This is a genomic window from Sphingobium sp. (assembly GCF_041987595.1).
In the GTDB taxonomy this organism is placed as follows: Bacteria; Pseudomonadota; Alphaproteobacteria; order Sphingomonadales; family Sphingomonadaceae; genus Sphingobium.
This window is the reverse complement of sequence record NZ_JBHIWJ010000018.1, coordinates 25,374-37,519: the sequence shown is the minus strand read 5'-3', so window position 1 is coordinate 37,519 and position 12,146 is coordinate 25,374. Positions and strand designations below refer to the sequence as shown.

The window sequence follows — 12,146 nt, the reverse complement described above, 5'->3', positions numbered from 1 at the left end:
GCCCCTAATCCATTTTGCGGCAACGCGCAAAAGCGCCTTTTCAGCGAGAGGTTCGACCGCTAAAGGGGCCGCGTTCCGACCAGCGTCATCAATTCGTCACAGGGGTTTGGCCATGAAACTCATGACCGGCAATTCCAACAAGCCGCTTGCCGCCGCCATTGCCGACTATATCGAAATTCCCCTGACCGACGCGAGCGTCCGCCGCTTCGCCGATGAAGAAGTTTTCGTGGAAATTCATGAGAATGTCCGCGGCGAAGATGTGTTCGTGCTGCAATCGACCAGCTATCCGACGAACGACAATCTGATGGAGCTGCTGATCATGATCGATGCGCTGAAGCGCGCGTCGGCCAAGCGAATCACGGCGGTCGTCCCCTATTTCGGCTATGCCCGGCAGGACCGGAAACCCGGTCCCCGCACCCCGATTTCGGCCAAGCTGGTCGCCAACCTGATAACCACCGCGGGCGCGGACCGCGTGCTGTCGGTCGACTTGCACGCCGGACAGATTCAGGGCTTTTTCGACATTCCGACCGACAATCTGTTCGGCGCGCCGGTGATGTCGGCGGACATTCAGGCCCGCTTCGGCGACAAGAATATCATGGTCGTGTCGCCTGACGTGGGCGGCGTGGTCCGTGCGCGAGCGCTGGCAAAGCGCCTCGACAACGCGCCGTTGGCCATTGTCGACAAGCGTCGTGAGCGCGCGGGCGAATCGGAAGTCATGAACATCATCGGCGATGTTTCGGGCCGCTTCTGCATCCTGATCGACGACATCGTCGATTCGGCCGGCACGCTCTGCAACGCGGCGGCCGCGCTGAAGGCCGCGGGCGCCGAGGACGTCGTCGCCTATGTCAGCCATGGCGTGCTGTCGGGCGGCGCCGTCGCCCGCGTCGAGGCGTCGGAACTGCGCGAACTGGTCATCACCGATTCGATCCAGGGCACCGATGCGGTGAACGGGGCGAAGAGCATCCGCCACCTTCCCATCGCCCCGCTGCTGGGCGAAGCGATCAAGCGCATTGCAGACGAAAGCTCGGTTTCCAGCCTGTTCGACTGAGGGGACGGATCATCCGCTTTTTTGAGCGCCGCCGGTGGCTTCGCCGGCGGCGTTTTTTTGGCCGAACCCCGGCTGCCAGCCAAAGTTGCGCGGCGCGACTTTGTCAGTTTCGAGGAAAAAGCAGCAGCGGCAGGCTGCACACCAGCGCCATGACCAGGAAAATGCGCTGGCTGAATGAAATGCCGAGAGGCTTTTCCCTCCAGAGCAGCGGGCAACTGAGCAGCGAGAGCATGAACAGCATGTTCGCCAGCATCGGCGAACCATCGGCAGGCATGTCCTGCCATAAAGCCAGCCCGCCAAACAGGGCTGCGAAACTTATGATCCAGCCGACCAGCGCCACGCGCAACTCCCACCGATGAATATCAGCCAGTAGGACGGATTGGCGCCGGAAAGCTTTAAACGGAATTTGCCCAGGGGTCGTAAGTGCCGAAGCTCCAGACATTGCCCTCCGGGTCCAGCGCCTCATAGCCGCGCCCCGGATAGCCCTGATTGTCGTGCGGTTCGCTCACCACCACGGCGCCTTCGTTGCGAGCGTGGAGGCAATGGGCGTCGGCATCGGGCACCACCACATAGATGCAGGTGGTGACGCCGCCCAGTTCCCTCGGCGTCGTCCAGCTGTAAAGCGACTCCCCTTCCCCGTCGCGGGCGCTGCCCAGCATCACCATCCCTTCGCCCAATACGAGTTCGGCATGGTGGACGACATGCGGGTCGGCCTCATCCTCGTAGCAGGCGCGGACCTCAAAACCGAAGGCGTCGCACAGAAAGCGGATGGCAGCGGGCGCATCGGCATAGCGCAGGCCGGGGATGACGGGTGAACCGGGCATCTGTTCCCTCCTTGATTTTCGAGGAATCGGGATGGCTTAGCCTAGCGCGGGAGGCGCTTTACCGCTAGGTCCAGCGCCATGACGACCCGCGATGATCTGGCTCTTGCCAACCGCCTTGCCGATGCCGCCGGGATGGCGATCCGGCCCTTTTTCCGTGCCCGCTATGACATGGAAATCAAATCCGACAAATCGCCGGTGACGGAGGCCGACCGGGCCGCAGAAGCCGCGATTCGGGCCATATTGGAGAAGGAACGGCCGCAGGACGGGATCATCGGCGAGGAATATGGTTCTGTCCGCACCGATGCCGAGCGGGTGTGGATCCTCGATCCGATCGACGGAACCCGCAGTTTCATTGCCGGACGGCCGATCTTCGGCACGCTCATCGCCTTGACGCAGGCGGGGTGGCCGACCATCGGCATCATCGACCAGCCGATTGCGCAGGAACGCTGGGCTGGCATGTCGGGGCAGCCGACCACCTTCAACGGCAAGCCGGTGCGCACCCGTTCCTGCCGGGAACTGGAGGGCGCAGGCATCGCCACCACCAGTCCGCACCTGTTCGCCGACGGCGATGTGCCCCATTATATGGCGCTGGTCGCGGCGGTGTCGGGCGGCGCACCGCGGCAGGGACCGGTCTATGGCGGGGATTGCTATAATTACGGCCTGCTCGCTTCGGGCTTTCTCGACATCGTTATCGAATCGGGGCTGAAAAGTTATGATTTCGCCGCACTGGTGCCGGTGGTCGAGGGCGCGGGCGGCCTGATGTGCGACTGGAATGGCGAGCCGCTGACCGCGGAAAGTGAAGGCCATGTGCTGGCGCTGGGCGATCCGGCGCGGCTGGAAGACGTGCTGGAAGCTTTGCACGCGGCCCACGACCATCATCATTAGGGCGCTAATTATTTTACGCCGGTGCCCATGAATTTCTTCTTCTCGTCCTTATTCTCCCTTGCAACGCCCTTGCCCGCCTCTTCCTTCGCGGTGGTGCCGTGGCCGACATCGTCGCGGGACTTGCCGCCCCTGGTGCGCTGGGCGGCGGCGGTCGCGCCCGCGAGCACGGGGCCGCAGGCGGCGCTTTTCGCGTCGCCAATATCGACAAAGGCCAGCATCCCGGCGAGTGGGCTGGCGGCAATGCCCAGCGCTGCGCCGACGCCACCGCGGGCGATCAGCTGAGGGCTGATAACGTCGATATGGGGTCTGGCGAAAGTGCCGTCGAGGCCGACCGGCGACTGGCCGGAGAAAAGGCTGAACTTCTTACCGTCGGCGCGGAAGGCAAGGTCTAGGCTCTCGTCGCGGAAGGAAAAGCCGCCCCGCCCCAGCAGCACATTTTTTTCGGTGTCGATGATGATCGGGTCCGCCGCCGCCACGCCGTTGCGCACGGTAAAAGCGATGAGGCCGCAATTGATCTGCACGGGCTTCTTCAGCTTGCCGGAAAACATCTTGGTGACGAAGGTGCCGATATCGAGTTCGGACAGCTGGATGTTCCGGGTCCACATCGACCCGGCGGGCAGTATGACGGCGATGCGGCCGTTGGACGTGCTGAGCGAATCGTGCAGCGTGTCGCCAACGCCCGCCATCTGGACCCGCGCCTTGATCGTGCCCGAGGTTCCGGATTCCTCCACTCCCCAGCGCGCCAGCAGTTTGCCCATCGGCGTGGGCGAGAGGCGAATATCATAGCGGGAGCGAACGGGGTGGCCGCGCGCGTCGATGGCAATGTCGGAACTGACATGGCCGCCCGACATGTCAAAAGTCAGCGGCGACATGGTCAGCAGGCTGCGCTCCAGCGCCAGGGTCAGCCCGATATTGGAGATCGGCACATGTTCGGCGCGGACGCGACGGACATTATAGGTGAGCCGGGCGTCGAAATTGCGCAGCGCCTCGACCCTAAGCGGCGCGTCGGGCAGGATGCGCGGCGCGCCATTGACGGTGCTGATCGCGCCGTTCGCGCCCTGCCTCTCCAGCTTCTGCGGATCGTAGCCGATGAAGGGGCCGACATCGAGAATGTCGAGCGTCCGGGTGGAAAGATCGGCCCTCATCAGCAGGCGATCGTTCGGCAACGAAACCGTCAGACGCCCCGCCAGATCGCTGTCGCCGAAGCGACCCTTGAGATGGGTGAAGCGCCACTCGCCCCCCTGTTTGGTAAGGGCCGAAGTCAGACGGTAGCTGCGGGTTTCGGGGATGGCGACGCCGAGAAAATCGAACAACAGGGCGAGATTGGGGCCATGGGCGGCAAGACGCAGATCGGCGCCCTCGATCTCGGTCGCGCCAGGCAGCGTGCCGCTGACCTCCAGCACGGTCGCACCTGCCTCCGCGTGCAGGGCGAGGCTGTTCCTGCCGCCCGTCACCGTCTCGTCGGGCGACAACAGCCCGCCGCGCAGGATGAAGGGGCGCTCGCGCATCGTGCCGGTGCCGGAAAAGCGCACATCGTTGGCAAAACGCGTGTCATGCGCCTTCACCGTTTCGAAGCCGATGTCGGTGGCCAGATGCATCCTGGGATCACGGTAGCGCAGTGTCGCACCCGCCAGCAGCGCGCGGCGGATCAACGGCAGGTTGAGCGGCTTGCCCTTTTTGTTGGGGTCACCGAAGGTCCATGTGTTGCTCTTTCCGTCGCGGTTCCATTCAAGATCGGTTGCGGCGTTGCGCAGTTCGAGCCAGCGAACCTTATATTTGTCGCCGAAGAGGAGACTGAGCGGCGCGATCCGGCTGTCGATCAGATCTGCGCGAAAGAATTCCCTGCGGCTGGCCCATGGCGTGTTGGCGATCGCCATTTTTTCGGCCCGGAACTTGAGGGTGATGGGATCGAAATAGAGCTGGAAGTCGCCTCCCACCTTGACCGGGCGTTCAAGGCGGTGGGTCAGGAAACGTTCGAACGGGTGTTTGAGAAAACGCCCCTTGGTGATGAACAGGATCAGCCAGAGAGCGAAGATGATGCCGATGATCCAGAGCAGGATGCGGAGTGGCAGCGGCATTTTGCGCCAGCGTGCATGCGCGCCGCTCACATAATGACGCACGCCGCGATAATGCGGCACCGTTTGCGCCGGGCTGTCCGGCCGGAGGGGATCGGCATCGGCCATGGCGGTTCAACGCCGAGCCGCGATTTTGGGTCCGAATCGCTTGCCTTTCGGCGCGGGTCCGACTATGGGCCGCCCTTCGCGATATTCGGAAGGACCGCCCGGCTAACTAGGGCTGCCGTGGCTGTCCGTAATCGTCGCGCTGAAGAAGGAGACGAAAATGCCCAAGCTCAAGACCAAGAGCGGTGTGAAGAAGCGCTTCAAGTTCACCGCTTCCGGCAAGGTCAAGCACGGCGTCGCTGGCAAGCGTCACCGCCTGATCAGCCACAACGCCAAGTATATCCGCCAGAACCGCGGCACCTCGGTCATGTCCGACGCCGACGTCGCTCATGTGCGCCTCTGGGCGCCCTATGGCCTCAAGTAAGGAGTAGGGACTCATGGCACGCGTAAAACGTGGTACGACCACCAAGGCGAAGCATAAGAGGATTCTGGATCAGGCGAAGGGCTATTATGGCCGTCGCAAGAATACGATCCGCATCGCCCGCCAGGCTGTCGAAAAGGCCGGCCAGTACGCCTATCGCGACCGCAAGGTCAAGAAGCGGACCTTCCGTGGCCTGTGGATTCAGCGCATCAACGCTGGCGTCCGCGCCGAAGGCCTGACCTATTCGCAGTTCATGCACGGCCTGAAGCTGGCCGGCGTGGAGCTGGACCGCAAGGTTCTGGCCGACATTGCGATGCACGAAGGCGAGGCGTTCAGCGCCATCATCGCCCAGGCGAAGGCTGCGCTGCCCGCGGCCTGAGTTCAGAACGATCGCTTGGATCGCAAAGGGGCGCCGGGGCAGATGCTTCCGGCGCCCTTTTTCGTTTCCGAGCCTCTGGGAGAATCCCCATGTCGCTGCATATATGGTGGTTGTACGTCACGGCGGTTTTCCTGATCTCGGCCACGCCGGGACCAAATATGCTGCATGTGATGACCCAGAGCATCCATCATGGACCGCGACGGGCCATCGCCACCATGGCGGGGCTGATGAGCGCGATCCTGCTGTGCCTGATCGCTTCGGCGTTGGGTTTGGGGGCATTGCTGAAAGCCTCTCCACGCCTGTTTGATATTCTGCGCTATGCAGGGGTGGCCTATCTGCTCTGGCTGGGTATCAAGGCGTGGCGCGCGCCAGTCGGCGAAGCCGGGGAAGTCGGCGCGACGCGGACGCGCTCGCTGCGGGCGCTTTATGGCACAGGGCTGCTGACGGGGTTATCCAATCCCAAGCTCATCATCTTCGCCGCCGCGCTGTTTCCGCAGTTCATCGATACGGACCGGCCCTTCGCGGTGCAGCTGGCGATATTGGTTGTCAGCTTCGTCGCCATCGAATTCGGCTGGCAGTGCGTCTATGCGCTGGGCGGGGTGAAGCTCGCCCGCTGGCTGGCGCCCGCGAACCGGCAGCGGCTGTTCAATCGGGGGACGGGGCTGATGTTCATCGGTTTCGGCGGGGCGCTGTTGGGCGCCAGGTCCTGACCCTTTCCTTGTGCGGCGCGCCCCGCTAAGGCGCCCCCATATTTCCGCCTTCTCAGGAATGATTTTGGATGAGTGAGATTGCCAATCTGAAAGCCGGCCTGATCGCCGACATTGCCGCCGCCGATACGCTGGAGGCGTTGGAGGCGCTGCGTGTCGGTGCCATGGGCAAGAATGGGGTGGTAACGGGGCTGCTGAAGACCCTCGGCCCGATGAGTCCGGAGGAGCGCCTGGAGAAAGGCCCGCCGATCCAGGATTTGCGGGAGGGCGTGACGGCGGCGCTGGCCGAGAAGAAGGCTTCGCTGGAGCAGGCGGCGCTGGACGCGAAGCTGGCGGCGGAGAAGATCGACATGACCTTGCCCGCCGAGATCGGCCCGCAGGGGTCGGTCCATCCGGTGTCGCAGGTCATGGATGAGCTGGCAGAGATTTTCGCAGATCTGGGTTTCTCCGTCGCGACCGGGCCGGAAATAGAGGACGACTGGCATAATTTCACCGCGCTCAACATTCCGGAAACGCATCCGGCGCGGGCGATGCATGACACTTTCTATTTCCCCGATGCGGGGGACGGGAAAAAGATGCTGCTGCGCACCCACACGTCGCCGGTGCAGATCCGCACGATGATGAATGGCGAGCCGCCGATCCGCATCATCGCGCCGGGCCGGGTCTACCGCTCCGATTCCGATGCGACGCATACGCCGATGTTCCACCAGATCGAGGGGCTGGTGATCGACAAGGGGATCACGCTCGGCCATCTCAAATGGACGCTGGAGACTTTCCTCAAGGCCTTTTTCGAGCGCGACGATATCGTGCTGCGGCTGCGGCCGAGCTATTTCCCCTTCACCGAGCCATCGGTCGAAGTGGACGTCGGTTATACGCTTGCCAACGGCCAGCGGGTGATCGGCGGCAACGGCGATGCGCCCGGCGGCGGCTGGCTGGAAGTGCTGGGCAGCGGCATGGTCAACCGCCGCGTGATCGAGGCGTGCGGGCTGGACCCGGATGAATGGCAGGGCTTTGCCTTCGGCACCGGCGTCGACCGGCTGGCCATGCTGAAATATGGGATGAACGACTTGCGCGCTTTCTTCGACGGCGACCTGCGCTGGCTGAAACATTATGGCTTCTCGGCTCTGGATGTTCCTACTCTCAGCGGAGGAGTGGGCGCATGAAGTTCACGCTGAGCTGGCTCAAGACGCATCTTGCGACCGATGCGGACCTGCCGACGATCCTGAAGGGCCTGACCAATATCGGGCTGGAGGTCGAGGGCGTCGAGAATCCGGCGGAGAAGCTGGCGCCGTTCCGCATCGCCAGGGTGCTGACCGCGGAGCCGCATCCCCAGGCGGACAAGCTGCAGGTGCTGACCGTGGATGCGGGCGCCGGCGCGCTGCAGGTCGTGTGCGGCGCGCCCAACGCCCGCGCAGGTCTGGTCGGCGTGTTCGGCACCGAGGGTGCGGTGGTGCCGGTCAACGGCATGGTACTCAGGAAAACCGCCATTCGCGGTATCGAATCCAACGGCATGATGTGTTCGTTCCGCGAACTGGAACTGGGCGAGGATCATGATGGCATCATCGAGCTGAACCCGGATGCGCCGGTCGGACAGGTCTATGCGCAATGGGCAGGGCTTGACGATCCGGTCATCGATGTATCGATAACGCCGAACCGGCAGGACTGCATGGGCGTGCGCGGCATCGCCCGCGATCTGGCGGCGGCGGGTCTGGGTACGCTGAACGCGATCGTCGTGCCGACCATCGAGGGCGTCGGGCCGGGTCCGGACGTGCGGGTCGAAGATGCTGATGGCTGCCCCGCCTTTTTCGCGCGGACGGTGAGGGGCGTGAAGAATGGCGCGTCGCCCGAGTGGATGGCGAAGCGACTGAAGGCCATCGGACAGAAGCCGATCAGCGCGCTTGTCGACATCACCAACTATATCATGATCGACCTTGGGCGGCCGCTGCATGTCTATGACATGGCGACGCTGAAAGGTCCGCTGGTGGCGCGCAGGGGCAAGGCCGGTGAAGAGGTGCTGGCGCTCAACGGCAAGACATACACCGTCGACGAGACGATGACGGTCATCGCCGACGACGATGCCGTGCATGACATTGGCGGCATCATGGGCGGCGAACATTCGGGCGCCACGGAAGCCACGACCGACGTGCTGATCGAATGCGCCTGGTTCACGCCGGAGCGGATCGCGGTGACGGGGCAGAAGCTGGCCCTCACCTCCGACGCGCGCGGGCGGTTCGAGCGCGGGGTGGACCCGGCCTTCCTCGACGATGGCCTGTCGATCGCGACCTATCTGGTGACGGAACTGTGCGGCGGCACGGCGAGCGAGGCGACGCGGGCGGGAACTCCGCCGGTGACGAACAAGGTCGTGACCTATGAGCCTTCACAATGTCTGGCGCTGGCCGGGGTCGATGTGCCCGAAGGCGAGCAGAAGCGCATCCTCGAAAGCCTCGGCTTTGGCGTTCAGGGGAATGATTCGACCTTCGAATATCAGGATGGCATGCCGGTGACGACACCGGCCAACTGGACCGTCAGCGTGCCGAGCTGGCGCCGGGACGTCGATGGCTGGCCCGATATCGTCGAGGAAGTGGTGCGCATCGTCGGGCTGGATCAGGTGCCGTCCACCCCCCTGCCCCGCGCACCCGGCGTCGCAAGGCCGACCGCCACGCCCGAGCAGACCATCGAACGGAAGGTCCGCCGGACGGCGGCTGCGCGGGGACTGGCCGAAGCGATCAACTGGTCCTTCATTTCCGAGAAGGAAGCGGCTTCGGTCGGCGGCGGTGCCTGGACGCTGACCAATCCGATTTCGGAGGACCTCAAGGTCATGCGGCCTTCCCTGCTGCCCGGCCTGCTCTCGGCCACGCGGCGGAACGTGGATCGCGGCGCGGCTTCGGTGCGGCTGTTCGAACTGGGGCGGCGCTATTTCGCGGATAAGGAACGCGCCACGGTCGGCTTCGTGCTGGCGGGCGAAAAAGTGCCGCGCGGTTGGCAGACAGGCAAGGCACAGGCCTTCTCCGCGTTCGATGCCAAGGGCGAGGTGATAGCGCTGTTGGCCGCCGCTGGCGCGCCGGTGGCGAACCTCCAGAGCTTTGGCGACGCTTCGGCCGCCTATCATCCGGGCCAGTCGGGCACACTGCGGCTGGGACCGAAGGTCGTGCTGGCCGAATTCGGCGTGCTGCACCCCAGCCTCGCCAAGCAGTTCGGTCTGACGGGCACGCTGGTCGCGGGGGAGATCTTCCTCGACGCTATCCCGCTCAAGCGCAAGAGCGGCTTCATGCGCGCGCCCTATGCACCGCCCGTCCTGCAGGCGGTGAAGCGCGACTTCGCGTTCGTCATCGACGAATCGGTCGACGCCGATGCGCTCGTCCGTGCCGTCAGGAATGCGGACAAGAAGGCCATTGTCGACGCGCGGCTGTTCGACCTCTTCGTGGGACCGGGCGTCGAGGATGGCAAGAAGAGCATCGCCATCGAGATTACGCTGCAACCGGGGGAAAAGAGCTTCAGCCAAGAGGAACTGGACGCGATCAGCGCGGCGGTGGTGAAGGCCGCCGAAAAGCTGGGCGGCTCACTGCGCGCATGAGGCTGTTCGTCGGGATGGAAGGGACAGCCCGACTCGCCGGCCTCTTCATTCTCGGCGGGATGGCCGCGCGGGTCGTCGGCGATGCCGTGTTCCGCGCGGCCTTGGTCGTGCCCGGCTCGGGGCGGGAAACGGCACGCAACATCGAGGACTTCCCCTGGGCGTACCGGGCCGGAGAATTGGCCGATCTGGTGGCGATCTGCGCCATGCTGGCGGCGACTTCGCTGCTCTACGCGCTGTTCGCGCCGGTAGGGCGGCAACTGACGCGGACGGCGGCACTGATCTCCGTCGCCGGGATTGCGACGCTGGGGGCAAGCGGGGTGTTGGCCATGGCGCCACTGGTGCTGCTCGACGGGGCGCCGCGTCCGGGGATCAGCGTGGCGGAGAGCCATTCGCTGATCGAACTGGCGCTGGTCCTGCGCGATCAGGTTGAAGGCGTCGCGCATATTCTTCTGGGGCTGTATATGTTGCTGCTGGGTCTGCTGATCTTCCGGTCGGGCCGCTTGCCGCGGACCTTGGGGGGTGGTCTGGCGCTGGGCGGGCTGATCCAGGTGATCGTTCGGACTGTCGCGCTGATCGTGCCCGATCTGGCCAAAGCTATGGTCATTCAAGCCGATATTGTCGCCTCGATCGTTGAAACGCTCTTTGCACTGTGGCTGGTTATTTTTGCGGCTCGTCGTCCTTCTTTTCCTGCGGAGTCGGCGGCAAGCTGACGATCTTGCAGCCACGCTCAGCCGCGATTCCCCGTAGAAAGCCGCGACGGGCGATTCCGGCAGTCACCGCTGCCTGCAGACGGCGTTCAGCGGGGGCGGCGCCGCTGATCTCCCGCACCAGCCCGCGAAAGGGGATGAGGGAATTCACGATCGTCTTGCCTACCGCTTCGGCGATCTTGCCCGTGCGATTTTCATTAGCCTTCTGACTTACGGTGAAGTCTGGGCCGAGAACGGCATTCAGATCGTCCAATGATGCCTTGAGCGCCTTGCACGTCCGCGACGGCGGACGCCTATAGGGGTCCTCGACGGCCCTTTGCAGCACATCGGGAATCTTGTCCTTGTCGATACCCACGTCGCGGGCCGGTTGGGTGGCGATGCTCCCGGCCTTTTGCAGCGTGTCGTCCTTCTTTTCCTGTTCCTGCGCCAGAGCGGGGGTCGAGAAAAGCAGCAGCGTCGTCAGACCAAGCCATTTCATCCCTTTTTCTCCTTGTTTTCCCAAACCTTGGAGAGAGGCCATGGTTCCCGGCCTGCGTCGCCGCTATGCAAGGAGCGAAGGAGATTGCCGCGCATGACGGACGAGTTCATCACCATTACTTCAGGCGACCTTAGCGCCAGCATCAACCCGCTGGGGGCGGAGTTGTGGTCCCTGACGGATGCCGAGGGGCGAGAGTTGATGACCGACGCCGATCCGCGCTGGTGGACGGGTCATGCTCCCCTGCTCTTTCCTTTTGTCGGCCGCTCGCGAGGAGACGTGTATCGGCTCGATGGAAAGGATTATCCGATGCCGCAGCACGGCTTTGCGCGGCGCATGGTCTTTGCTGTAGCGGAGCAGGCCCGCAGTGCCGTGACCTTACGACTGGAGGCCGATGCCGGGACGCGGGCAGTCTATCCATTCGATTTCCGGCTCGACATGCACTTCGCCGTTGAGGGCCGGACGCTGCGGATGACGGCAACCGTGTCGAACCGGGACGAGGCGGATATGCCCTGTTCCTTCGGCTACCATCCGGCCTTTGCCTGGCCGCTGCCCTATGGCGGCGGCGTCGAAGACCATCGGGTGATGTTCGAGAAGGACGAACCCGCGCCGATCCGCAAGGTAGGGCACGAGCCGGGGCTGATCGCCCTGGAAAGCGTGGCAACGCCGGTCGAGGGGGCAGTGCTGGCGCCGACCCACAGGATGTTCGAGGGGGACGCGCTGATCTGGGACCGGATGGAGAGCCGAAGCCTGTTCTGGGGCGTGCCGGGGCGGACCGGCCTTCAGATCGACTTTCCCGACACAGCCTGGCTGGGACTGTGGCAGAAGCCGGGCGCGCATTATCTCTGCGTCGAGCCTTGGGCCGGAATGGCCGATCCCGTCGGTTTTGAGGGAGATGTCTGGGCGAAGCAGGGCATATTGCGCCTCGCGCCGGGCGAGGCGCGGGCGTTTCGGATGGACGTCAGCCTCACCGGCTGAGGCCCGACTGGCGAATCCCCTGAGAATC

General features: G+C 64.2%; 13 protein-coding genes. 9 read left to right on the top strand and 4 right to left on the bottom strand.

What is annotated here, in order from left to right; all coding sequences use genetic code 11:
- The first annotated feature begins 112 nt into the window (after nucleotides 1–112).
- The gene (locus ACFC3J_RS07065) at nucleotides 113–1,048 is read left to right on the top strand and encodes a ribose-phosphate pyrophosphokinase (RefSeq protein ID WP_192670056.1); all 936 of its coding nucleotides are present in this window, start codon (nucleotides 113–115) and stop codon (nucleotides 1,046–1,048) included.
- 103 nt (nucleotides 1,049–1,151) lie between these two features.
- On the opposite strand, the gene ACFC3J_RS07060 is transcribed toward ACFC3J_RS07065, so the two are convergent.
- Both ACFC3J_RS07060 and ACFC3J_RS07055 read right to left on the bottom strand, forming a co-directional pair.
- Nucleotides 1,152–1,388 (bottom strand): hypothetical protein, encoded by a 237-nt coding sequence (locus ACFC3J_RS07060; RefSeq protein ID WP_375195491.1) that lies wholly within the window; start codon nucleotides 1,386–1,388, stop codon nucleotides 1,152–1,154.
- A 55-nt stretch (nucleotides 1,389–1,443) separates the two neighbouring features.
- The gene (locus ACFC3J_RS07055) at nucleotides 1,444–1,872 is read right to left on the bottom strand and encodes a VOC family protein (RefSeq protein ID WP_375195490.1); all 429 of its coding nucleotides are present in this window, start codon (nucleotides 1,870–1,872) and stop codon (nucleotides 1,444–1,446) included.
- A 78-nt stretch (nucleotides 1,873–1,950) separates the two neighbouring features.
- On the opposite strand from ACFC3J_RS07055, the gene hisN reads away from it, so the two are divergent.
- The gene (gene hisN / locus ACFC3J_RS07050) at nucleotides 1,951–2,757 is read left to right on the top strand and encodes a histidinol-phosphatase (RefSeq protein ID WP_375195489.1); all 807 of its coding nucleotides are present in this window, start codon (nucleotides 1,951–1,953) and stop codon (nucleotides 2,755–2,757) included.
- 8 nt (nucleotides 2,758–2,765) lie between these two features.
- On the opposite strand, the gene ACFC3J_RS07045 is transcribed toward hisN, so the two are convergent.
- Nucleotides 2,766–4,940, bottom strand: coding sequence for an AsmA family protein (locus tag ACFC3J_RS07045; RefSeq protein ID WP_375195488.1), 2,175 nt, complete (start codon nucleotides 4,938–4,940; stop codon nucleotides 2,766–2,768).
- Between the two features lie 157 nt (nucleotides 4,941–5,097).
- Here ACFC3J_RS07045 and rpmI point away from each other — a divergent pair, with 157 nt between their 5' ends.
- From rpmI to ACFC3J_RS07015, 6 genes are all read left to right on the top strand, one after another.
- Nucleotides 5,098–5,301: a 50S ribosomal protein L35 gene (gene rpmI, locus ACFC3J_RS07040; protein WP_007689506.1), complete on the top strand. Its 204-nt coding sequence runs from the start codon at nucleotides 5,098–5,100 to the stop codon at nucleotides 5,299–5,301.
- Nucleotides 5,302–5,314: 13 nt separating this feature from the next.
- On the top strand, nucleotides 5,315–5,677 hold the full coding sequence (gene rplT, locus ACFC3J_RS07035) for a 50S ribosomal protein L20 (protein WP_007689504.1): 363 nt from the start codon (nucleotides 5,315–5,317) through the stop codon (nucleotides 5,675–5,677).
- Between the two features lie 89 nt (nucleotides 5,678–5,766).
- The gene (locus ACFC3J_RS07030) at nucleotides 5,767–6,387 is read left to right on the top strand and encodes a LysE family translocator (RefSeq protein WP_375195487.1); all 621 of its coding nucleotides are present in this window, start codon (nucleotides 5,767–5,769) and stop codon (nucleotides 6,385–6,387) included.
- Nucleotides 6,388–6,455: 68 nt separating this feature from the next.
- The gene (gene pheS, locus ACFC3J_RS07025; protein WP_375195486.1) at nucleotides 6,456–7,547 is read left to right on the top strand and encodes a phenylalanine--tRNA ligase subunit alpha; all 1,092 of its coding nucleotides are present in this window, start codon (nucleotides 6,456–6,458) and stop codon (nucleotides 7,545–7,547) included.
- Nucleotides 7,544–9,958 (top strand): phenylalanine--tRNA ligase subunit beta, encoded by a 2,415-nt coding sequence (gene pheT / locus ACFC3J_RS07020; protein ID WP_375195485.1) that lies wholly within the window; start codon nucleotides 7,544–7,546, stop codon nucleotides 9,956–9,958. The genes pheS and pheT overlap by 4 nt, the downstream gene beginning before the upstream one ends.
- Entirely contained in the window at nucleotides 9,955–10,668 is a 714-nt protein-coding gene (locus tag ACFC3J_RS07015; protein WP_375195484.1) for a DUF4386 domain-containing protein, read from the top strand. The genes pheT and ACFC3J_RS07015 overlap by 4 nt, the downstream gene beginning before the upstream one ends.
- Here the strand turns inward: ACFC3J_RS07015 and ACFC3J_RS07010 are convergent.
- Nucleotides 10,616–11,143 (bottom strand): hypothetical protein, encoded by a 528-nt coding sequence (locus ACFC3J_RS07010; RefSeq protein WP_375195483.1) that lies wholly within the window; start codon nucleotides 11,141–11,143, stop codon nucleotides 10,616–10,618. The genes ACFC3J_RS07015 and ACFC3J_RS07010 overlap by 53 nt on opposite strands.
- A 93-nt stretch (nucleotides 11,144–11,236) precedes the next feature.
- Here ACFC3J_RS07010 and ACFC3J_RS07005 point away from each other — a divergent pair, with 93 nt between their 5' ends.
- Nucleotides 11,237–12,118, top strand: a complete 882-nt coding sequence (locus ACFC3J_RS07005; RefSeq protein ID WP_375195482.1) for an aldose 1-epimerase family protein — start codon at nucleotides 11,237–11,239, stop codon at nucleotides 12,116–12,118.
- The last annotated feature ends 28 nt before the right edge of the window (nucleotides 12,119–12,146 follow it).

Excerpts from the sequence above, each read along its gene's own strand:
- ACFC3J_RS07065 (WP_192670056.1), top strand. The coding sequence starts at position 113 with ATGAAACTCATGACCGGCAATTCCAACAAGCCGCTTGCCGCCGCCATT.
- ACFC3J_RS07055 (WP_375195490.1), bottom strand. The coding sequence starts at position 1,872 with ATGCCCGGTTCACCCGTCATCCCCGGCCTGCGCTATGCCGATGCGCCC.
- hisN (WP_375195489.1), top strand. The coding sequence starts at position 1,951 with ATGACGACCCGCGATGATCTGGCTCTTGCCAACCGCCTTGCCGATGCC.
- ACFC3J_RS07045 (WP_375195488.1), bottom strand. The coding sequence starts at position 4,940 with ATGGCCGATGCCGATCCCCTCCGGCCGGACAGCCCGGCGCAAACGGTG.
- rpmI (WP_007689506.1), top strand. The coding sequence starts at position 5,098 with ATGCCCAAGCTCAAGACCAAGAGCGGTGTGAAGAAGCGCTTCAAGTTC.
- rplT (WP_007689504.1), top strand. The coding sequence starts at position 5,315 with ATGGCACGCGTAAAACGTGGTACGACCACCAAGGCGAAGCATAAGAGG.
- ACFC3J_RS07030 (WP_375195487.1), top strand. The coding sequence starts at position 5,767 with ATGTCGCTGCATATATGGTGGTTGTACGTCACGGCGGTTTTCCTGATC.
- pheS (WP_375195486.1), top strand. The coding sequence starts at position 6,456 with ATGAGTGAGATTGCCAATCTGAAAGCCGGCCTGATCGCCGACATTGCC.
- pheT (WP_375195485.1), top strand. The coding sequence starts at position 7,544 with ATGAAGTTCACGCTGAGCTGGCTCAAGACGCATCTTGCGACCGATGCG.
- ACFC3J_RS07015 (WP_375195484.1), top strand. The coding sequence starts at position 9,955 with ATGAGGCTGTTCGTCGGGATGGAAGGGACAGCCCGACTCGCCGGCCTC.
- ACFC3J_RS07010 (WP_375195483.1), bottom strand. The coding sequence starts at position 11,143 with ATGAAATGGCTTGGTCTGACGACGCTGCTGCTTTTCTCGACCCCCGCT.
- ACFC3J_RS07005 (WP_375195482.1), top strand. The coding sequence starts at position 11,237 with ATGACGGACGAGTTCATCACCATTACTTCAGGCGACCTTAGCGCCAGC.